Raw genomic sequence first — 22,021 nt, forward strand, 5'->3', positions numbered from 1 at the left:
CGTTCCCTTGCCACCCAAATACGCCTGCAACACCTTCCGCCGCAAATCATCGCTATACGCACGAGCCATGACTCACACTCGCAGACTCAAGACGTCAGGAAAAGAATCAAGTGATATACCTATGGGTAAAATGCTCTAGAAGAAGGACTTTACAAAGCACGACCCAATAAAATCAGGACTTCCACCAGGTAGTCCAAACCTAAGTCCTTTGTTCGAAGGACTTTGCGCAAAAAAGTGGGGGGGGGTACCCACCCTATCCCAGCCGCGACTCCGCCATCTTGGCCGCCTCGTAGATCTGCTCGAACGACTCGACGGCATAAAGCACCGGTTGCATCGCGCCGGTATCGAACTCCTGATTCATCACCGTGTCCAGGTCGAAGTCCTTCACCTCACACCCGCCTGCCAGCACCCGCGTACACTCGCCGTGCGAGGAGATGAGCCCACTGCCGTAAACCTTCACCTCGCCGTCCTGCCGGATCAGTCCGAACTCGACCGTAAACCAGAAGAGCCGCCCCATCCGTTCCAGCGCCGCCGGATCGTGCATCAGGCCCGCGCACACCTTGCCGTAATGTTGCAAAAAGTTGCCGAAGACCGGATGCGCATGCATCGGCACATGCCCGAAGACATCGTGAAAGATGTCCGGCTCAGGCGTGTAACCCATCGACTCGCGCGACCGGAGCCACGTCGTCGTCGGAAACATCCTCGCAGCCAGCATCTCGAAGAAGGCGTCCGGCGGCAGGAAGCCGCTGACCGGCGTGGACTGCCAGCCCGTCCTCGGCCCCAGCCGCGCGCTGACCGCCTTCAGGTCAGGCAGCGTGTCTTCCCGGAGACCGATCTGCTCGAAGCCGTTCAGATACTCCCGGCAGGCGTGCTCGCGCAACTGCGGCATCCGGCGGCTGACCAGCTCGGCCCACACGGCATGTTGCTCGGGTGTGTAGGCGGCCCAGTCCTGCTCAATCAAAAAGGGCGCGGCCACCGTCAGCCTGCCCTTCGCTGCATCCAGCGATGAAGTCGCTGTTCCCATATATCTCCTGTCCGGCGCCGTGCCGCCCAGCAGCATACATGGTTAGACGCATCCCAGTCAGTTTCCAGTCAGTCTCCGGAGAACTCGACCCCGGTGGCCTGCCGCCCCAGCGCCGTGATGCCCGCCACGGCCAGCGCCACCACCAGCACCGTCGCGGACATGACCGGCTTCAACATTCCGCCGGAGAAGCGGCCGGCCAGCATGACCTGAAAGACGTTGTTCCTCGAAGCCAGCAGATTACCAAGCTGATATGCGAACCCGGGAAAGATGGCCCGGACCGGCCCCGGCGACAGCTCGTTCAAGTGCGCCGGGATGATGCCCCATGCACCCTGCACCATGAACTGCATCAGAAACCCACCCACTCCCAGCAACACCACCGAGTGCGACCACGCCCACAGCGGAATCATCGGCAGCGCCAGCAGCGCCGCGCCAATGATCGCGCCCTTGCGTCCCAGCCGCTCCGAGGCCCACCCCCACGCGATGCCTCCAGCCAGCGCACCGATGTTTCCAATCATCACCAGCAGCCCAACATGCGCCGGACTGAGCCCGTGATCGCGCTGTAGAAAGGTTGGGTACATGTCCTGCGTGCCGTGGCTGAATGAATTGAATGCCGTCATCAGCACTACAAGGAAGAGAAAGGAAGGCAGGTACTGCAGCACACTCTTCCAGTCGAACGAAGCCCGCAGACTTGTCCCCTTTGCTATCCGCTGCTCACGGCTCGCCAGCCACACCGGAGATTCTTCCACCTTGAACCGCAGATAGAGCGCCAGCAGCGCAGGCAGCGCGCCGAGCATGAACATCACCCGCCACGGTACGAATATCCCCGTGCCGTGCAGGTGAGGAAACAGCAGCCAGTACAAAGCCGCTGCAAGAAAACTGCCGACCACGTAGCCTTCCTGCAAGAGCCCGGAGAAGAGGCCGCGCCCTCCGACAGGCAAGGTTTCAAACGCGAGCGCCGCGCCGACGCCCCACTCGCCGCCCATTGCCAGTCCGAACAGCCCGCGCCAGACCATGAAGCTGCCGATGGTCGGAGCAAAGGCCGAGGCCAGCCCGAACGCCGAAAACGACACGATGTTCAGCATCAGCGTAGGCCGCCGCCCGTAACGCTCTGCCATCAACCCAAACAGAAACGCCCCGACGGGGCGCATGGCCAGCGTCCAGAACGTTGCTTCAGCGACGGCCTTGATGCCGACATGAAAGTCCGCTGCGATGGCGGAGAGACACAAAGTTAAGAGGAAGTAGTCGAACGCATCGAGCGTCCAGCCGAGGAAGCAGGCAAGGAAGGTATTTCGCTGGGTTGCGCTCAGCGAGCGCCACTCGCCGGTCAGTCCCATGTTGCCTCAGAGCTTCGCGCGCAGAGGATGCGCGGCCTCGCCCTGCGGCGCGGGCGTCGCGCTTTCGTCGTGCAGATACTGCTTGAGCAGTTCGTGATGCAGACAGTAGAGCGCAAGCTCCAGGCGGTCGGAGACGCCCAGTTTGTCGTACACCTTGCGCAGATAGTTTTTGATGACCTGCTCGGTGGTGCCGATCTGGTAGGCGATCTCCTTGTTGCGCATTCCGCGCGTGATGCAACTGATAATCGCCAGCTCTTTTTTGGAGAGCTTGGGCTGCACGCGCGGGTCGGTCAGGGTGGTTGCCTGCGAACGATACGCTTCGATGACCCAGCTAATCGACTGGTTATCGATCCAGGTCTCGCCCTCGGCGATCTTGCGCACGCACTTGACCAGCAGGTCGGGCGCAATGGAGCGGGGCACGACACCGCGCACACCGCGACGGTACAACTCGACCGTGTTCGATTCGTCAGTCTCTGTTACCTGCACGATCAGCTTCGCGTCGGGTGCCTGACGCACCAGTTCAGGAATCGCGTCGATGGTGCCTGCGATGAGCTGCCCTTCGAGCACGACCACGTCGGTCGGATAGCGTTGCAGCGCCGCGTAGAGATTGGTCAGGGTTTCGACCTGGGCGACGACGCGGATGTCGTCCTCCAGCGCGAAGACCTTTCTCATGCCTACGCGATAGATGGCCTGCGAGTCCGCCAGGATGACCCGGATACCGGCATGGGCCGCTCCTTCTTCTGGAACGTCGTCGGGATGAGGTGTCTGCTCAATATTTACTACCGTCATAGTTCAGGCCTTTAGGAAATACTCATCAATTACAGCAGCAGCCTTTTTTTCTCCGCCTTGCAGATAGTGCCGCACCACACGGCCAATGCAATGAATGGTCACGTCCGTCTCCGATCCCATGACTTCGGAAGGCATTGCTATCGTAAATTCAATTCGACTGTCAATCTCCGGGAGCGTGTCGCTCACGAACAGTAGGCCGTTGGCGGAGATGTTCTCCGTCATGGCGTCCAACTCCCCCTGCTCCGTCCTTACGTGGATGGCCAGTCTCATGGGAAAACGCACCGCGGTGCGAACCGGATTTTCTCCGCCGGGCTTTTGACGCTGGGCCACTGGTCCTCCTCTCTCCACTCACACCAACACGCGTTTGCACGCTGCCGACTCCACTGAAGTCTACCTCACGTGGCAAGCGTTGCAGCGATTTTTTCTCTCATCCTATTGAAAAAGCGGCACTTCAGCAATTACTGCGTGCTTGCACTAGATCGGCGCCGGGTGCGCATCGAGAAAAGCGCCTATCTCCGCATACTCGGCCTCGGTCAGCCGGAAGTGCAGCGCGGGAGCGACGCCTTCCACCTGCTTGGCGCTGCGCCCGCCGACGATGGCCGCGGTAACGGCCGGGTTGTGCAGCGTCCAGGCGATGGCGACCACCCCGGCGGAGACGTTGTGCCGCGCGGCAATGGTCTTCAGGAACTCTGCAATCTGAAGATTGCGCGTGAGCTGCGGCTCCTGGTAGTTCTTCGCGCGGCGACGGAAGTCGTCGGCGGGCAGAGCCTGCACACGCTCCTTCGTCATCGCGCCGGTCAGCAGGCCGGAGTGCATGGGTGAGTAGTTGATGACGCCAATACCATGCTGCAAACAGAATGGAAGTATCTCCGGTTCCACATTGCGGTTGATCATCGAGTACGGGGGCTGAAGCGAGGCGATTGGAGCAATCTTCAGGGCGCGCTCCATCTGCGCGACGCTGAAGTTGGAGACACCAATCCAGCGCACTTTGCCTTCGCGCTTCAGGTCGGCCATCACCGACCATCCCTCTTCGATCTCTTCGTCGGGCTTTGGCCAATGGATCTGGTAGAGGTCAATCGTCTCGACCTGCAAGCGCCTGAGGCTCTCTTCGACCTCGCGCCGGATTTGCCTGAGGCTGTTGGTAATGTCGCCTTTGCTGTCCCATACCATCGCACACTTGGTGAAGACGTACGGCTTGTGCGAAGTGGATTTGAGCGCGCGGCCAACGATCTCCTCCGAGTGGCCCAGACCGTAGACCGCCGCCGTATCGATCCAGTTCACTCCGAGATCGAGTGCACGGTGAATGGCAGCGATTGAGTCCGCATCGTCCTGCGGTCCCCACGAAAACGCCCACCCGCCGCCACCGGCGGCCCACGCGCCGAATCCGATTGAGGAAAGACGCATATCAGAGCTTCCAAGCTGTTTGAAGTCCATGCTTCTGATTCTAGACCGTCATGACTGCTCGACGCTGGAGGAGCTGAACCGGCGCGCGGCCGCGAAGAGCAAAACGCCGATGAGCAGATAGATCGCGGCAGTGGCGCTGAGCGCGGCGCTCATTCCGTAGTGCTCCGCACCGACTGCAACAGCGATGGGCGCAAAACCTGCGCCCAGCCAGCCGAGTGAGTTCAGGATGCCGGCAGCCGCGCCGCGCCGCTCGACGCCGACCACGTCGTAGAGGCTGGCGAAGATGTTCGCGTCGTAGATGCCTTTGAAGTACCCGAAGCCTACCATCGCAATAATGAGCAATGCGATCGACGCCGTGCTGCCAGTGAGGAAGAGGAATGGAACTCCGCAGAGCAGGCCGATGGCTTGCGTGAGGACGCGACCTCCGCGAGATTTTTTATGCAGAGCATCAGCCAGAACGCCGCCCGTGAGAACGCCGAGGACGGAAGCGATCTGGATGTAGACGGTGCTGTTGAGCCCGGCCATCGAGAGGCTCATGTGGAACTTCTGGTAGAGAAACGTCGGCAGCCAGGTGAGGAAGACGACAGCAACGAAGTTGGCCCCGATGAACGCGAGGATCAGGACAAGAACCATGCGGCTGCCGAGGACTTCGCGGAATTCTCTGACGAGGCTGGATTGCGATGACGGACGCGCTTCAGGTGCATCGGCCATGCCTCGGACGGGCTCTCTCAGCAGAAACACGAGCAGCAGGGCCAGCGCGATACCGGCCGATCCGAAGAAGAGAAAACTGGAGCGCCAGCCGTAGTATTGGCCGAGAAGGCCGGAGACGGTTCCGCCTGCAATACTGCCGAAGTAGACGCTGGACTGGTGCAGAGACATCGCGCGGGAGCGTGTCGACGGACCGTGGTAGTCGCTGATGAGCGACATGGCGGCTGGAAAGTAGAATGCCTCGCCAAAGCCGCCGAGCGCACGCACCAGTGTGAGTTCGGCAAAATTGCGCGCGAGGGCTGTGGCCAGAATCGTCAGCGACCAGAAGATGAGCGCGCTGAGGATGATGTTCCTGCGAGAGAAGCGGTCGGAGAGCCACCCGGCGATTGGGCCGAAGAGCGCGTAGACCCACATGAATGCTCCGCCGACGATGCCAAGCTGGACAGCGGAAAGATGCAGCTGCGTTCCGAGGAGCGGAAAGACGGAGAAGATGGCCTGGCGGTCCGCGTAGTTGAAAAAGCAGACAGTCCAGAGCATGGCTACGACGAGCCATCGGTAGGCGCGGTCCTGCGGCGCGCTCAGGATGGGCACACCTCGGGCGGTTCTGATTGGCGACCGGCTGCGGATCTCAGATACATGGACAAAGGGTACAGCGGACCGTCGGCAGCAATACAACACCGCCTTATGGAGGATGACAAGCTCCAGCGCAATCGAGTAGATAGAATCCAGTGACACGATGGAGGCAGACTTGGCTCAGAAACCGTTCGTTGGCGTCTACGCCGCGATGCTCACGCCGAGGACAGCACGTGGGCGGATTGATATGGATGCGCTGGCGCGGCTGGTTCGGTTTCTGATGGCGAAGGGCGTCTCGTCGTTTGCATTGAACGGCGCGACGGGCGAGTTCTGCCTGACCACGCCGGAGGAATTGCGCACCATACTGCGCACGGTAAAAGAAACGAGTGAGGGCAGGGGCAGGATTCTGTGCGGCGTGGGCTCTGCGGGCAGCGAGGGTGCAGTTGCGCTTGCCCGGATTGCCGAGGACGAGGGTGTGGACGGCCTGCTGCTGCCCATGCCTTACTTCTTCCGTTATGAGCAGAACGATCTGGAGCTTTTTTCAAGGACGGTTGCTCGGAGCACGGAGCTGCCCGCGCTGCTCTACAACCTGCCGCAGTTCAGCTCTGGGCTGGAGAAGGAGACCGTGCGGCGGCTAATTCTGGACGTGCCGAATATCGTGGGAATTAAAGATTCAAGCGGGTCGCTGGATATTCTGCGTGACCTGACCGCGAACGGAGTCGAGGCGTGCAGGATCGTCGGCAATGACGGCGTTCTGGCCCAGGCGCGCGAGGAAGGCGTCTGCGATGGAGTCGTCTCCGGAGTTGCGTGCGCGTTGCCTGAGCTGGTTACGGACTTGTACCGCAATCCCCTCGGCTCGGATGAGTTTCGTCGCAGTACGCGACTGATGGAGGAACTGCTCAGCAGGCTGGGGCAGTTCCCTGCTCCGTGGGGTGTGAAGTGGGCAGTAGAAGCTCGCGGGGTGGTCGATGCCACGTTTTCACAGCCGATGACGAAGCAGCGGTTGGAACAGGGTCGAGAGTTCATCGTGTGGTTGCGACAATGGCTCACGGACGCACTGGGTTAGTCAGAGCCTGGCTATGCGAGCAGTACGAACGCTTAGCTCCACCGTTCTTGTTCCGAGTTGCGAGTGAGTGGCGCGGATAACGACCTGGCCTGAGCGGTCGGGAATTGATTTGATCCACACTGCCCCGGAGCCGCCACTGTCTTCAAGATGGAAGGGGTTGTCTCCGACGATAGTGACAGGGCCCAGGATCTGGAAGGCGACTTCGCCCGTGACGAAGGGACGTTGTGCGCCAAAGCGATCCGTGACGCTGAAGGTAAGCCGTGTCGCGTCGATACCGTCGCCTTCGAGTTCACGATCATCCAGATGGAGCACGAGTCGATCGTGTGCGGGATCGGATGAGAGCGAGCGCGAAAGGGCCAGGCGGTTGCCGATATAGCCATCGATGCGGAGGGTGGGTTTGGCGGAGCCGTCCAGATTGAGGTCCGCAAAGAACGGCGGGTATTTGAGCTGCGCAAAAGCAGCGCGATCTGGATGGAGAACAGCGCGTTTGTTGCCGTCGATGGTTAGCTCGATGCGGTCGCAGTTGGAAAAGATGGCGGCGTGCTCACCGGGTCCGCCGGGCGTGCGGGGGCCGAAGTCCCAGTAGAAATTGGGTTCGATCACGACGCGCACTTTGGGGTCAACCTGCGATTGATAGAACGATGCGCCGAGTTTGGGAATACGGAAGACATCGGCGACACCCGGGCACTTGACGCCTTGATAAGGATTGACTGGACTGGCGTATTCGAATGCACACCACGCAATGGCTCCGCCGCAGCGTGGGAATGAGGCTGCGCGGTCGTGAGCCTGAGCATGAAAGATGGCCTGCTGCTGTTGGACAGCAGGATCGCCGGCGCGACGATAGATGTTGTCAAAGCCGTGACCGCGAGGATAGTTGAACTGGCCCACGGTTTCGGAGAAGAAGAATGGGACTCCGGGCAGCGGTGGGGTGAGGCCCACGCTACCGTCGGCGGCAGAGTGATAGTCATCGAGTGCGAAGACATCCTGATGCCATAGCTCCTTCCACGTCTTCATCGACCCGGACGTCATGGATCCGGAGGTGGGACGGCTGCCGTCGAGGTCCTTCGCCAGGTTGCGGGTACGGATGTAGAGCGTGGGATCGTTGCGCGATCCATTGACGCGCACACCCCAGATGACCACTGAGGGCCGATTGCGATCGCGGCGAACCATGTCATGCACATTTTGGACCACGATCTCCTGCCATTGATCGTCGCCAAGATAACCCCAGCCCGGAGTCTCTTCCCAGACCATCAGGCCAAGTTCGTCGCAAGCATCGAGAAAGGCCGGAGATTGCGGATAGTGCGAACAGCGAATGATGTTGCAGTTGAACTCATGCTTGAGAATTTCAGCGTCGCGGCGCATGACGCGCGGTGGCATGGCGTAGCCGGCGTAGGGATAGATCTCGTGGCGGTTGAGGCCAAAGAGTCGCAGGCGGCGACCGTTGAGGAAGAATCCATCCACACCGAAGCGAGCTTCGCGGAAGCCAACCCGGGTGCGGTAATCGTGGATAGGTTGACCATTGTGGACGAGAGTGACGATCAGCTCATAGAGATGTGGGGCATCTATATCCCAGAGCGCAACATCTTTGAGGCCGGTCAAGTTGAAGGTGATTTCGTTCTCGCCCCGCCTTTCGATGGCGATGTCATTTGATGTAACTGCGATCTTTTTTGCTGCCGCTTTGACATTGGCCCACAGGCTCGCTTCCATCCTGAAATTACCGTCCGGAACATCGGCTGCATCGACGGTGCATTTGATTTCGAGATGCCGCTCGGAGCTGAGCACGTTGAACGGTCTGGCGAAGACATCGCTGATAAATACCTGCGGGACGAAGCGAAGTTCCACCGGGCCGGTCATGCCTCCGGGAAGGTAGTAATCGCAGGCCGAGATGCCCTTCGGCGATCCGGCAGGTGGAATCGGCAGCCAGCGCGAGTCCACCTGGACGGCAAGGGTGTTGCTCTCTTCGAGCAGATGGGTGATTTCGTCATTGAACGGCAGGTAGCCACCGAGATGCTTCGGCAATGCGTGGCCGTTGAGTGTAGGCGCGGCGGCGGCCATTACGCGGTCGAAGTGCAGGAAGGCTCGGTTGCCCTGGTGAGCATCAGGCAGCGCGAAATGGCGCCGGTAGATCCAGACATCCTCCCATTGGGCGGGATCCCAATTCTCCCAGGAGAGTTCTGCGACGCAGTGCGGAAGAGTGACGCGGGTAAAGGATACGTCGTTGAAGTCTGGACTCAGGGCGGATGCGTCGAATTTGCCTCCGAAAAGCCACTTCTGATTGAGAGAGAACGTGCGGGTTGCGGGGCCGCGCCGGCCGGGTATGGGCGTGCCCTTCAGTGTCCAGCCGCTTAGGATGGGCGCGGCTGTAATCGCCGCCGCAGATGCTACACAGTTGCGGATGAAGCTTCTGCGAGACGACGGAGCAGTTTTCATCATGGTCGATAGCTACGCATGCAGCGTAAAGCGGAAGCGCATGTCTTCGCCGAACCACATGATGTAGTTCGTGCCCCATGCGTTGTTGAAGAGACTCGAATGGATGCCGCCGGAGAGATCAGGTTGCGACCGGGAAAAATTCAGCGGCGACTTTTCGCCCAGGGCGATGACTGGCGCGTCGAGCGTCTCCACGCGGAACGATCCCTTGTCGTCGGCGTAGCGGAAACCGGACGAGACTGCGTGCATGTGGCGATTGCCGGACGCCACCACGTCGAGCGGCGAAACCTGCTCGCCGGATTTATCCATCGTCCAGCCGCGCTGAGATTGCACGAGCGGGTTAAAGGTGAGCCAGATGGCTTCGGGCATTCGCGTCGAGGGTTTGTCAAACCAGTGGAAGCTGAGGTGGACGACCGGTTCAGTTTTGGGCAACGACAACTCCAGATACATCTTCTGCGGAAACGCAGCACGACCGGACCGGAAGGCTTCGGCATCGCGGATGGCAAGCTCGGCGACGATGCGATGGCCCTGCTCGTCTTCTTCGACCTGCGTCGTAGCGAGCGACGGCAGCCAGCTTTGGCTCACTGCGCCGAACCGCTCGATATTCGGCTTGCCGAAGTCCTTCTTTGCCCAGTCAGCATCGCTGATGACGTAGTTGCTGAAGAACTCTGCGTAGTCCTGCTGCGAAAGTGTCTGGTACGAGAACAAAGCAAGCGGATGGCTGGCAGAGGCCCACTCGCGCCTGGTCCTCTTGTTGTAGAGGCGACGGATGGCTCCCGTCGAAGGGTCGAGCGCGAGGATGAAGTGCTCTGTCTCGATCTCTTTGCCTGCTTCATGCGTCGATGGCCTGGAGAGTTGCGGCTCTTTGGCTGCGAGGCTTTGAACCGCCGCAGTCGCTTCGTCGCGCAACGCGGCGGGAAGCGCCGCAATCCCATGAAAGAGATCGTCGCGCTTTTCCTTCCAACTGAACTGGACGACTTTGTAGTTCCTGGTGTCGAGCATCTCGGCGAGATCGTGCGGCGTGTAGTGATCGAAGTCGATCCATGTCTTCGTATCGGTGCCCCAGGTATGCTCTGCCTCAAGCAGCACGCGGCGCAGCAGTGCGAGATCGGTCGCGTCGCCAAGGGCGAATTTACCCTGCGCAATCCACGCCTGACGCAGACGAGCGACCTCTCGGTAACGCGCCACTTTGAGCGGATCGCTGGGGCAGCCGTAGATCCAGGTGTCGCCGATCTCTTCGGTGACGACGGGAAGATGCGCGTGATAGGGCTTCACGGCATTCGCAATCTCGGTGAGGCTGGTCGGGACAACCTTCGCGCTAGGAAATTGCGCACTCAACTCGGCGTAGGTTTTCGCAATCTCCTCGGGCGTGTGCGGGCCGCTGTTGTCGCCGCGCACAACGATGGCCACGGCAAGATCGGAGCCGGGCACATGCACCACGCCGCCGTACTCGTGGTGATACATCACGGCAAGCGTCGAGCCGCGGGAGTCCTTCCACACAAACAGCGGAGGCAATTCTGCCGGGCGGCTGGCGCCGTTGACGCCAATGTCGAGAAAGGTAACGCCATGCGCGGCCATCGGTGCTACGAGACCGCGTGTGTGGCCGGGAACGTCGGTCATCTTCGCGCCGGTGGTGGTGCGGCCGAAACGGCGGTCGAGCGCGTGCGAGAGCGCAAAACTGCCCTCGATCATCGACCGGTCCATCATCTCGGTCTGCCAGTTGAAGGGCAGTGCATGCCATGCGATGTCGCCAACGGCGATGGCCTTCTCCATGCGGCGGCGGTCATCCGCAGAGGCCTGTTCGAGATACTCGTAGAGCAGCCAGGAGCCGGTGGTCCACACGTAGCGTTCCGTGCCGGAGTTGCGAAGCTGCTCGGCCACATCGATGGCCTTGGGAAAGTATTCGTTGAAGTAGCGATGAACGACGGCTGTCTGCGTGTCGATGAAGCCGGCATCGAAGTGGCACTTGAACATCACGAGCACGCGCTTGACCTGCGCATTTGCGGCTTCATCCTGCGCCTGCCACGCGCGCGCCTGCCTACAGGCGACTGCGCCCCCTAGTACGAGAGCTGATTTCACAAATTCACGACGCCGCATGGTGGTCTCCGGTGTGGATTCTGAAGCAGCGCGCATCTCCGATACAGCTTGCTTCAGCGAGAACTTTACAACAAGAAAGGATGCTTCGGCTCTGCTGCCGCCTGACTTCATTCAGAATTTTCATAGGCCTTTGAGAGAATCTCCAGCATCGCAAACAGCGGGCTTTCGATGGTCTAGAATGTGCAACCATGGCATTCAAATTTCAAGGCGTCGATTTCATCGAGTTCGATTCTCTCCTCACTGAGGATGAACTTCTGGTCCGCGCAAACACGCGCGCTTTTATTGAGGACAAACTGGTTCCCATCATCGAACAGTGCAACCGCGACGGGCGTTTTCCCAAAGAACTGATTCGTCCGATGGGCGAGCTTGGCTTCTACGGCGCGACGCTTGAAGGCTACGGCTGTGCGGGCATGAACAACGTCGAGTACGGCCTGATGACGCAGGAGCTGGAGCGCGGCGACTCGGGCATCCGCAGCTTCGTCAGCGTACAGTCTGCACTGGTGATGTATCCGATTTACGCCTTCGGCTCGGACGAACAGAAAGACCGCTGGCTGCCGAAGATGGCCACCGGCGAAAAGCTCGGCTGCTTCGGCTTGACCGAGCCCGACTTCGGCTCGAACCCCGGCGGAATGCGCACGCGCGCACGCAAAGATGGAGACGATTACATTCTGAACGGCGAGAAGATGTGGATCACCTCAGGCAGCCTGGCAGATGTCGCCGTCATCTGGGCGAAGGTCGAGGAGCCCGGTGTTTCAGCGGATGACTGGCGTGTGCGCGGCTTTCTGGTCGAGACCGACCGCCCGGGCTTTTCCGCGAGCGACGTGCATGGCAAATGGTCGCTACGCGCTTCGGTCACGTCGGGGCTTTCCATGCAGAATGTGCGCGTGCCGGCGACAAACGTGCTGCCGAAGTCCGATGGGCTGAAGTCTCCGCTGATGTGCCTGAGCCAGGCGCGGTACGGCATCGGCTGGGGCGCGATTGGCGCGGCGATGGCCTGCTACGACGTGGCTCTGCAATATGCCAAACAGCGTAAACAGTTTCGCGGCCAGCCTATCGCGAGCCACCAGCTTGTGCAGGAAAAACTGGCGTGGATGATTACCGAGATCACGAAAGCGCAACTGCTCTCGCTGCAGGTGGGACGATTGAAGGACAAGGGCAAGGCGGCGTTTCAGCACATCTCGATGGCGAAGAAGAACAATGTGTGGATGGCGCTCGAATGCGCGCGCATGGCCCGCGATATTCTGGGCGCGAACGGCATCGCGGATGACTACCCGATCATGCGCCACATGATGAACCTTGAGTCCGTCAAAACATACGAAGGGACGCATGACATCCACACGCTGATCGTCGGTCAGAGCATTACGGGCATCTCGGCTTTTTAGGCAGGGTGCCCGATTCCTAACCTCTTCCTGAGCAATCAGTTCGATAATCGCCCCATGTGGCCGTACAGAGGCCAGACGGCGTAAAGTGGATAAGGTAACGAGATTCGTTTGTGGGGCCCGTTGAGGCCGCACCGAAGGGGAGTACACCACATGGCGACAGAAGACGTCGCGCTGGCAGCCGGCGCCGAAGGCGGCACACTGGCCAAACCAGACACGCAGCAGCTAGCTCCACAGAAAAGCATTATCAACGACCTCAGCATTCAGATTGCGACCGTCAACGGGTCGGGGTCACAGTCGGCCAACTCGGTCCTGCTCAAGTCGATCTTCCGGATGGGTGTTCCGGTCAGCGGCAAAAATCTCTTTCCTTCCAACATTGCCGGACTGCCGACGTGGTACACCATCCGCGCCAGCAAGGACGGCTACGTTGCGCGCAAGAAGGAGATCGACGTCCTGGTGGCAATGAACCCGGAGACGTCGAAGGAAGACATGCTCTCGCTGCCTGCGGGTGCGGCGGCGATTTACGAGGAGTCCGCCGACCTGAAGCAGTTCCGCCAGGACATTGCGTGTTATCCGGTGCCGTTCGACAAGCTGACGGCGGCGGTCTGCCCCGAAGCCAAGCTGCGCAAGCTGGTCAAGAACATGGTCTACGTCGGCGTCGTCGCGCAGTTGCTCGAGCTCGACATGACGGCGGTCGAGGCGGCGCTCCGCAAGCAGTTCGCCAAGAAGACCAAGGCCGCGGACCTGAACTGGGCTGCGGTGCAGGCTGGCTATGAATATGCCAAGGAGAACTTCACCAAGCACGATCCGTTCCTGGTGAAGGCGATGAACGAGACCGCGGGCAAGATCATCATCGACGGCAATGCTGCTGCGGCGCTGGGCTGCATCTTCGCCGGTTGTACGGTGGCGATGTGGTATCCGATCACGCCATCGTCGTCGCTGGTCGAGAACTTCATCGACTATGCCAAGCGTTACCGCATCGACGCGGACGGCAAGGCGACCTTCGCCGTCGTGCAGGCCGAGGACGAGCTGGCCGCGATTGGCGCAGTGCTGGGCGCAGGTTGGGCAGGCGCGCGCGCGATGACGGCGACCTCCGGGCCGGGCATCTCGCTGATGGCGGAGTTCGCGGGCCTCGGCTACTACGCCGAGCTGCCGGGCGTGATCTTCGACGTGCAGCGCACCGGGCCTTCAACCGGAATGCCGACGCGCAACCAGCAGGGTGACCTGCTCTCCGTCGCGTTCCTCTCACATGGCGACACCAAGCATGTGATGCTGATTCCGGGCAGCGTGAAGGAATGCTTCGAGTTTGCGCAGGCCGCATTCGATCTGACAGAACAGTTGCAGACGCCGGTCTTCGTGCTCTCGGACCTCGACCTCGGCATGAACAACTGGATGTCGGAACCGTTCAGCTATCCGGAGAAGCCTCTGAATCGCGGCAAAGTGTTGAGTGCAGCAGACCTCACCAGGCTCGGCGGCTTTGCTCGCTACAAGGACGTGGACGGCGACGGTGTGGGCTATCGCACGCTGCCGGGCACGGACCATCCGCTGGCGGCATACTTTACGCGCGGCTCGGGCCACAACGAGAAGGCGCAGTATACGGAGCGACCGGACGATTACTTCAACAACATGGAGCGGCTCTCGAAGAAGTTCGAGACGGCGCGCTCGCTGGTGCCTCGACCCGAGGTAGTACAGACAGGCAAGTCGAAGATCGGCCTGATCGCCTTTGGCACGTCGGACTTTGCGACGCGCGAGAGCCGCGACCAGTTGAAGAAGGAGTACAAGCTCGATGCGGATTATCTGAGGATTCGGGCGTATCCGTTCTCGCGCGAGGTGCATGACTTTGTTGCTTCGCATGAGCGCGTGTATGTGATCGAACAGAACCGTGATGCGCAGATGCTGAGCCTGCTGAAACTGGACGTGGCCGCCGAAGAGGTGGTGAAGCTGCGCAGCATCCTCCACTTCAACGGGCTGCCAATTGACGCGCGCTCGATCACCGACGAACTTGTTACGCAGGAAGGAATCTAAATGGCAACGACGCCTGTTACCTCTGAAGCACCGAAGCCGGCACCGAAGACGAACCGGATTGGCTTGCAGGTGCTGGACTATCGCGGCGGCAAGACGACACTGTGCGCTGGCTGCGGACACAACGCCATCTCCGAGCGCATCCTCGATGCCTACTACGAGATGGGCATCCAGCCGGAACGGTTGATGAAGATGTCCGGCATCGGCTGCTCGTCGAAGAGCCCGGCCTACTTCATGAGCCGCTCGCACTCGTTCAACAGTGTGCATGGCAGGATGCCTTCGGTAGCGACCGGCGCTCTGCTGGCCAACCACACCATGCGCTCGCTCGGCGTCAGCGGCGACGGCGACACGGCCTCGATCGGCATGGGGCAGTTTGTTCACCTCGTCCGGCGCAATGTTCCGATGATCTACATCATTGAGGACAACGGCGTGTACGGCCTGACCAAGGGCCAGTTCTCCGCGACGGCGGACATCGGCTCGAAGCTGAAGACCGGCGTCATCAATGACCTGCCGGCCATCGACATCTGCTCGCTGGCGATTCAGTTGGGTGCGACCTTCGTGGGGCGCTCGTTCTCGGGCGACAAGAAGCAGCTCTCGGCGATGCTGAAGGCCGCGATTGCTCACAACGGCACCGTAGTGCTGGATGTCATTTCGCCGTGCGTCACCTTCAACGATCACGAAGGCTCGACCAAGAGCTATAAGTACATGCAGGAGCACGAGGAGGCCATCTCCGAGGTCGGCTTCGTGCCGTACTTCCAGGAGATCGACGTGGAGTACGACCCTGGTACGACGATCGACGTGAAGATGCACGATGGCAGCCACCTGCGCCTGCGCAAGCTGCACGAGGACTTCGACCCGACCGACCGCGTGGCCGCCGTTTCTGCTCTGATGACCGCGCACGCGCAGGATGAGGTGCTGACCGGCGTCTTCTATATCAACACCGAGAAGCCCAGCTTTACGGAGCTGCTGAACCTGGTGGACCAGCCGCTGGGCACGCTGCCGGACGAGCGCGTTCGGCCTAGCCGCGCTGTTCTCGACGACGTGATGCAACGGCTCATGTAGTCCTCTGCAATCCGCAGCAAGAATCGCACTTGAGACAACCGGCCCGAAGTCATTTTCTACAAACTCTGTTTTGTAGCGGATGATTTCGGGCCGCGATTTCATCTGCCAATGCCGGAGACGCGGATACATCGCCTCGCTCCATCAAGACGCCGGAAGGGTCGTTGCGCTTAGGCCCGATGCGCCGCGTGGAGAAAATCGAGCGTACCGACTTGTCCGCCTTTGAGGACCAGCTCAATGCCATGCAACGCGGGCTGGTCGGAGTGGGCCCGGCACAGAGGGGCTCCAGTCTGAACAGGCGCGGCCCAGGTAAGAGCGTAGATACCAAGCTGCTGGATGGCGTGCGAAGCGGTATCGCCACCACAGAGGACTGCGCGGCGTGTGTTCGTCGTCTCCAGCAGATGGCGGAGTAGGCGGCCGAGGGCCTGCCCCAGCGTGTCTCCGTGGGCTGAGGCGTCCGGTGAGCCTAGGGCCGTATACAGGATGACGCTTTTGCCTGCAATCAGACTGTCAGTAGCGGCGATCTGGATGCGGTTCAATTCGGCAGCAGAGTTCAGTAGCCTTGTCGGGTCAATCGCGATGCCGTAGAATCCGTTGTCGAGCGCCCATCGAATCTGCCCTGCGGTGACAAGCGAACAGGAACCGCTGAGGACGAGCAATGGACCTGAGTTCTGCGATTGAGCCGGAACAGGTTGCCGATTCGCAATGAGCGCGGCGTTGCGCCATGCCGGAATCAGAGCAGCAGTGAGACCGGAACTTCCGACGGCGAAGAGTGAATTTCGTTGCGCATAGCGCCAGAGGAGTTCGCCTGTAGCGGCAAGTGCCTGCTCGTCTGCTCCATCGAAGAGGATGGCTTCGGCGCCTGACTGGAGTTGAAGGTTGAGTTCGGTTTCTGTGTGATGGGCAGCAAGACCGATGGGCGTGATCGTCTGTGCGGCGAGATGTTTGCGCAGGTCGGGTTCGCGCATGGGCGTAACGGGGTGGTTCGCCATAGGGTGCTGGTCGATGCGTTTGATCTGGCCATCAGGCGCAGCAGCAAAGAGGCTTCCGTTGACGACATAACGACCAAGATGCGGCGCAGCGACGACGATGGGAACAAACGTGGGATGGAAGACACCGCGGCCCAGTTCAAGCGCCCTGCCGATACTCCCATGTGTGGAGCTGGAGTCGAATGTGGAACAGACTTTGTAGTGGTTGACGGACGCACGGAAGGACCGGAGCGTGGCGAAGATGCGTGGAAGGTTTTCGGTCATCCATTGAGGCGAGCGCGAGCGGCTGTCTCCGGCGATGCCGATGGCTTCAACATCTGCGAACCTCTCTCGCTGCTCTGGAGTTGGCTCCGCGAGGAAAAGTACGGACGGAACGCCGTTGGACGCGAGCTGTTCGAGCACGTCGGTGGAGCCCGTAAAGTCGTCGCCATAGAAGGTATAGAGCATCGACGTCAGGCCCCGAAGAGTTCGAGAGCAGCTTTGAGTTCGGTGTGTGTTTCGGCATAGGCCGTGAGCGGAATACTCTGCACTGCCGCCTCCCATGCCTGCTGCAGACTCTGCACCCCGGCGGCAACTCCTTGCGGATGGCCCATAATGCCTCCTCCGCAGGCATAAATCAGATCGGTCGTCCCGAGCGCATGGTAAGTGTCGGGAGCCTGCCGCGCTGACTGCCCCGAAGAAAAAACGGGCATGACCTCGCATCCTTTGTTTGGCGCGGAGAACATCGGCGTAAGACAGGTGCGCGCGGAGTCAATCACGGACTCGTCCGACTCGCAAAATTTGTTGCGCAAACCATTGACGTGAGTATGGTCGATACCGGCAACGCGCCAGAGTTTCTGAAACGCGATGAACGACATGCCGATGGCGGGGCTGCGGCTCATCATGCCCCAGCCGTTGCGGTGTCCGTGAATCGCGACGTGCGCGTGCCTGCGGATGATCTTCATGGCAGGCAATCCGATGGAGTTCATACTGACCATCGCGCAGGTGCCACCGTTTGCCTCGATATGTGCGAGTCGTTCGAGCATCTGGTCGAGGTCGCCGGTAATGTTGGCCGCATACATGACACGCTTGCCGGTACGCGCGGCGTGCGTGTTCAACACATCGAGCACAGCAGAGACTCGCGCGTTGAAGGGACAGTGCGGGCCGTCGGACTGAAGTTCATCGTCTTTGACGAAGTCGATGCCTGCTTCGGCGAGCGTTTTGACCTGCTGCGCCGTGGCCTCGGGCGTCTGGCCGATGCTGGGTTTGATAATGGTGCCGATGATAGGACGGCCATACACACTCGTCAGTGTGCGCGTACCTGCGACGCCAAACTGCGGGCCTTGATATTGAGTCAAAAACTCTGGCGGCAACGTGAGATCGAGCAGTTTGAGCCCAGAGAACGGCTTCAGTTCAGAGAGATTTCCCGCGACAGTGGCCAGCAGGTTGGGCAGGCTGGGACCGATGTTGTAGAGCGGCCATGAGAGTGTGACGTGCGCAGTGCGGCGCTTGCCATCCCAGTTCTTCGGCGTTCCGGAACCGGGGAGGCTTGGGCTTGTGACTGGCCCTTGCTCTTCGAGAGCTTCCACTCTGGCGGCAAATTTTTTGCGCAGCTCGTCAGTCTCTCCGGGAACACGAAGAAAAGTCCCGGTGGACTGCTCGCCCGCCATGATGGCTGCGGCATCGGCAAGCGGGTAGGCGCTTTCAATCCAGTAGGTGGCGTAAATGCGGTTTGGTACTTGATGATCGTTCATGAGTTTGACAGCGACTACAACAACACAAACCGATGGATGAAGGTGATGCATCCTACCCATCGCACAAAGCGCGATGGATGGTACACCCGAGAGTTCGTGCCGAGTTGAAGGAAAGACAGCTACAACGGCAAAGACAGATCAGGCGCGGGTGAAGTATGCGGTGTAGGTCTCGTTCTGAATGCGGTAGAACGGGACAAAGATGAGTCGACGGCCTTCGTAGTCTTCGACGAAGGTTTCGGGAGCGATTTGCTTAAGACTTGAGGGTAGCGGAAGCCTCGCTTTTACGAGATTGGTGGGTGGATTCAACGCGGCGTATTGCACAGGACCGCGCATCAGCGCGACGGTTTCGGGATGCAGCTCGTCGATGAGCTCAATACGAAAATCCTGCGGAATCGTGATGATGATGCGGTCGCCGGAGCGCCAGAGCGCGCGGAGAGTGGCCAGCGTCCCGGGCGCAGCCTTGATCGTGGGCGCGTCGTTGATTTTGATCGACGCGGCTGAGGGTGTCCACGACGGGACACGTAGCGTAATGGTGAATGTTGTTGGTGCTCCGAGGTGGAGTGTGATGGCGACCGTGTTTTCTGTTGGATAATTCGTAGTTTGCGTCAGCTTGACGGGAGTGCTTCCCTGCTTCCACGTCACTTGCGAAGAGGTGTAGGTGTTGATGTGGATGCCGGTGGGCGAGAGGAAGTAGAGGTTGAGCGGATAGTCTGCGACAGTCTGCGCGAGTGTGCCGGAGCAGCAAGGCCACTTCTTCGGGTAATACACCTTTATCGCGTTGGGGGAGTAGGTGGAGTAGTAGAAGTAATCGCCGTCAGAGTCGGGCATCTTCGCGGCGAGGATGGTGTTGTAGAGGACGCGCTCCAGGTTGTCGCCGTAGGGGACGAGATGGCGCGGGTCACTGGCGGTGCGGATTAGATAACGCGCAAGTTTGGTCGCGGCATAGGAGCCACACGGCGTCTCGAAGTGGTCTTCAGTCGTTTGGAGCGCAGCGTACAACTCGCCCTTGTGCGGCGTGATAAAGGTCTCGTTCGGCCCCCAGCCTCCGCTGGCGAACTGCTGTTGGGTGGTGAGGAGCGTGAAGGCATTTTGGATGACGTCGTGATATTTGCTATCGCCGAGCGTGAGGTACGCTTTTGCTCCGGAGCTAAGCGCGATGGCGTGCGAGTAGGCGTGTTGACCGGGAAAGGGATTGCCTCCGCGGGCAAGCGGGTCAAAGAACTCGCGATCGAGCAGGTAGCGCACGGCAAGCTCATGGAAGACCGGGTTGCCGGTGAGCGCGTGCGCGGTGAAGAGGTTCTCCGGCATGACGTAGGTTTCGTCGTAGGGTGGATTCTTCTTGCCGATGCGGTCACGCCCCTTTGCGGGGAGCAACGTCTTCGCACCGTCGAGGACGCGGGTGAGCAGGTCGCGCGCGTTGGCGACGTTGCTCAATGTAGCGGCGTTGATGAGGCCAGCGAAGTGTTTGTCGAGAATGTAGCAGGGCCAGAGATTTGTCTCTGGTCGCAGAATGCTCTGGTTGTCCGGACCGAGTGTGGCTGCGAAGCCTTCGACGAGCACGTGAACTTTTTCGTGGCAGGCCTCGTCACCGGAGGAGGCGCCGAAACGCGCGAGGCCGGAGATGTACTGGCCCAGCGAGTGGCCGGGGACGAAGCCGTTCAGGTCGTACCAACCGCCCATGTCGCGGCCTGGCGCTGGCAGCCCGGCTCGCTGGCGGTAGACCTTAAGCAGGCGGTCGTTGTCGAGGCTTAGGTAGTGAGCATGAATCGCCTCGTAATGCCGCTTCAGTGGTCCTGAGGTGAGCTGGACAGCGGAGTAGGGGAACTCACGGAAAGGCTCGCGCGCAGATGCTGCTGCGATGGCTGGCGCAGGCAGAGCGGCGGCCGCGCCGATGCTCTTGAGAAATGTGCGGCGAGTGAGCTTCACGAGGTCGAGTCTACTGCTGTGATGGGTGGATGAATAGGGCACCGCAAATGCTCTGTTGCATTCCGCTATCTGGAACGAGCGGAAGCTGCGCGAAGGTTGCCGATTTGGCCTGATTTAAAGTCCCGGCGCTCGTCGAGCGGGTAGATCAGATCGACGTTACGCGAGGTGATGAGCTGGTGTTTGACGAAGACGGTCGAGGGCACAGGCTTTTTATGGAGTATCTGCAGAGCAAGGGGGATGACCTCGTCGCCGTATCGCTCCGGAAAGTAAGCGACTGTACCGACGAGGCGCGTATTCGGACGACGCAGCTCATTGCGCGCATCAAGGATGGCATTCTGGCCGACGACAGCGACGCGCTCGCTGGCTCCGGCCTCTTCAAAGGCGCGCAGCGCGGCCAGAGCGCAGATGTCGTTGACCGTACCAACGAGGGTGCGTTTGGCCGGAGCGCGGCGCAGGTATTGGCGCAGCACTTCAAGCACCTGCTCAAAGTCGCCTCGCCCATTGAGGTGGATAACCGGGACGCTGGCGATGCCGGGCAACTCGGAGCGGAGGCCATCAACGAGTCCGGTCACGCGGAGTTCCAGCAGAGAACCGGCGATGGGCAACTCAAGCAGAAGCAGGCGATCCACTTTGCCATCCCAATGTTCGCGTGCCCAACGGCCAAGTGCCTTGCCCCCGATCAATCCTGCCTTGTAGTTGTTGGCGCCGAAGTAGGTCGCTCCGGGATGCGGAATCTCGATGGCGATGACGGGCGTATTCGCTTCAAGGAACTTAGAGGCAATGACAGGTGCGACGCGCTCGTAGGTCTGGTATTCGAGGATGAGATCGACGCGCTCTTTGATGAGAAGGTCGGCGTTGCGCAATGCTTCGCGTGCAGAGTAACGGTTGTTGACGGTGATCAGATTGACATGCTCGCGGAGCGCAGCGGTCTCCATGCTTTCGGTGACGGCGCGGCAGAACTCGGAGTCTCCCTGAGCGGCAAAGCCGATGCGGAACGGCTGCCTGGTGACAGGGCCGAAGAGGTTGCGATAGATGCCGGAGCTGGAACGTTCGAGCAAGCCACCGTGGATGAGCGTGCGGAGCAAGCGAAAGGCCGTCGTTTTGGGCAACCCGGTGCGGCTGACGACCTCGCCTAGAGGAAGTTCTTCTCCCAAATTGCGGAATGCCTTGAGCACGTCGCAGGCACGAAGAACGGTAAGAGACTCGTTGCGGTCGCCGCGACGCACGGGTTCTTCAACTGCTGCATGAATGGTCTCTTTGGTACGCACGGTCTTCTTTTTAGCTGACGCCATGGATCGCTCCCCGGAGTATGGGTGAACATCGTATATTCCGCTAAACGGAATGGCAAGGGCAACATGCGGATGACATGCTCCATTGCTTTAAGCACTGCCTGGGAAGTACGCTTACGTGTCGTTGCAGCGATTGAGAGACACAGACTCAAACGATTACGAGGCTAACCATCGATCATGGGGAATGAAATGGGCGGCATTT

16 protein-coding genes are annotated in these 22,021 nt (G+C 60.2%); 4 read left to right on the forward strand and 12 right to left on the reverse strand.

Translation table 11 applies throughout. The features are described from left to right. Positions 1 to 253: 253 nt before the first annotated feature. The 6 genes from VFU66_RS04160 to VFU66_RS04185 form a co-directional block, all read right to left on the reverse strand. Positions 254 to 1,024, reverse strand: coding sequence for a phenylalanine 4-monooxygenase (locus VFU66_RS04160; RefSeq protein ID WP_326444977.1), 771 nt, complete (start codon positions 1,022 to 1,024; stop codon positions 254 to 256). Between the two features lie 68 nt (positions 1,025 to 1,092). After that, a complete protein-coding gene (locus VFU66_RS04165; protein WP_326444978.1) occupies positions 1,093 to 2,358 on the reverse strand; it encodes an MFS transporter in 1,266 nt (421 codons plus the stop codon). Positions 2,359 to 2,364: 6 nt separating this feature from the next. Continuing rightward, the gene (locus VFU66_RS04170) at positions 2,365 to 3,147 is read right to left on the reverse strand and encodes a response regulator transcription factor (protein WP_326444979.1); all 783 of its coding nucleotides are present in this window, start codon (positions 3,145 to 3,147) and stop codon (positions 2,365 to 2,367) included. A gap of 3 nt (positions 3,148 to 3,150) precedes the next feature. After that, positions 3,151 to 3,477 (reverse strand): PilZ domain-containing protein, encoded by a 327-nt coding sequence (locus VFU66_RS04175; protein WP_326444980.1) that lies wholly within the window; start codon positions 3,475 to 3,477, stop codon positions 3,151 to 3,153. Between the two features lie 144 nt (positions 3,478 to 3,621). Continuing rightward, on the reverse strand, positions 3,622 to 4,551 hold the full coding sequence (locus tag VFU66_RS04180; protein ID WP_326444981.1) for an aldo/keto reductase: 930 nt from the start codon (positions 4,549 to 4,551) through the stop codon (positions 3,622 to 3,624). A 48-nt stretch (positions 4,552 to 4,599) separates the two neighbouring features. Continuing rightward, positions 4,600 to 5,850 carry an MFS transporter gene (locus VFU66_RS04185; protein ID WP_326444982.1) on the reverse strand — a complete coding sequence of 417 codons (1,251 nt, stop codon included), beginning with the start codon at positions 5,848 to 5,850 and terminating at the stop codon, positions 4,600 to 4,602. Between the two features lie 157 nt (positions 5,851 to 6,007). On the opposite strand from VFU66_RS04185, the gene VFU66_RS04190 reads away from it, so the two are divergent. Beyond that, positions 6,008 to 6,898: a dihydrodipicolinate synthase family protein gene (locus VFU66_RS04190; RefSeq protein ID WP_326444983.1), complete on the forward strand. Its 891-nt coding sequence runs from the start codon at positions 6,008 to 6,010 to the stop codon at positions 6,896 to 6,898. On the opposite strand, the gene VFU66_RS04195 is transcribed toward VFU66_RS04190, so the two are convergent. Both VFU66_RS04195 and VFU66_RS04200 read right to left on the reverse strand, forming a co-directional pair. Next, the gene (locus tag VFU66_RS04195; protein ID WP_326444984.1) at positions 6,899 to 9,331 is read right to left on the reverse strand and encodes a glycoside hydrolase family 2 protein; all 2,433 of its coding nucleotides are present in this window, start codon (positions 9,329 to 9,331) and stop codon (positions 6,899 to 6,901) included. Positions 9,332 to 9,340: 9 nt separating this feature from the next. Beyond that, positions 9,341 to 11,404, reverse strand: coding sequence for a DUF5054 domain-containing protein (locus VFU66_RS04200; RefSeq protein ID WP_326444985.1), 2,064 nt, complete (start codon positions 11,402 to 11,404; stop codon positions 9,341 to 9,343). Between the two features lie 206 nt (positions 11,405 to 11,610). Here VFU66_RS04200 and VFU66_RS04205 point away from each other — a divergent pair, with 206 nt between their 5' ends. The 3 genes from VFU66_RS04205 to VFU66_RS04215 all read left to right on the forward strand — a co-directional run bounded on the left by VFU66_RS04205 (position 11,611) and on the right by VFU66_RS04215 (position 15,885). Beyond that, positions 11,611 to 12,804 (forward strand): acyl-CoA dehydrogenase family protein, encoded by a 1,194-nt coding sequence (locus VFU66_RS04205; protein WP_326444986.1) that lies wholly within the window; start codon positions 11,611 to 11,613, stop codon positions 12,802 to 12,804. Positions 12,805 to 12,954: 150 nt separating this feature from the next. Continuing rightward, positions 12,955 to 14,826: a 2-oxoacid:acceptor oxidoreductase subunit alpha gene (locus VFU66_RS04210; RefSeq protein ID WP_326444987.1), complete on the forward strand. Its 1,872-nt coding sequence runs from the start codon at positions 12,955 to 12,957 to the stop codon at positions 14,824 to 14,826. Beyond that, the gene (locus tag VFU66_RS04215) at positions 14,827 to 15,885 is read left to right on the forward strand and encodes a 2-oxoacid:ferredoxin oxidoreductase subunit beta (RefSeq protein WP_326444988.1); all 1,059 of its coding nucleotides are present in this window, start codon (positions 14,827 to 14,829) and stop codon (positions 15,883 to 15,885) included. Between the two features lie 167 nt (positions 15,886 to 16,052). Here VFU66_RS04215 and VFU66_RS04220 read toward each other — a convergent pair whose 3' ends face one another. The 4 genes from VFU66_RS04220 to VFU66_RS04235 form a co-directional block, all read right to left on the reverse strand. Continuing rightward, positions 16,053 to 17,318 (reverse strand): four-carbon acid sugar kinase family protein, encoded by a 1,266-nt coding sequence (locus VFU66_RS04220; protein ID WP_326444989.1) that lies wholly within the window; start codon positions 17,316 to 17,318, stop codon positions 16,053 to 16,055. A 5-nt stretch (positions 17,319 to 17,323) separates the two neighbouring features. Continuing rightward, entirely contained in the window at positions 17,324 to 18,604 is a 1,281-nt protein-coding gene (locus VFU66_RS04225) for a ribulose-bisphosphate carboxylase large subunit family protein (protein WP_326444990.1), read from the reverse strand. A 138-nt stretch (positions 18,605 to 18,742) separates the two neighbouring features. Beyond that, positions 18,743 to 20,530, reverse strand: coding sequence for a beta-L-arabinofuranosidase domain-containing protein (locus VFU66_RS04230; protein ID WP_326444991.1), 1,788 nt, complete (start codon positions 20,528 to 20,530; stop codon positions 18,743 to 18,745). Between the two features lie 65 nt (positions 20,531 to 20,595). Continuing rightward, positions 20,596 to 21,822 carry a substrate-binding domain-containing protein gene (locus VFU66_RS04235; RefSeq protein WP_326444992.1) on the reverse strand — a complete coding sequence of 409 codons (1,227 nt, stop codon included), beginning with the start codon at positions 21,820 to 21,822 and terminating at the stop codon, positions 20,596 to 20,598. Positions 21,823 to 22,021 lie beyond the last annotated feature (199 nt).

This window comes from Edaphobacter sp. (assembly GCF_035763405.1).
Taxonomy (GTDB): Bacteria; Acidobacteriota; Terriglobia; order Terriglobales; family Acidobacteriaceae; genus Edaphobacter.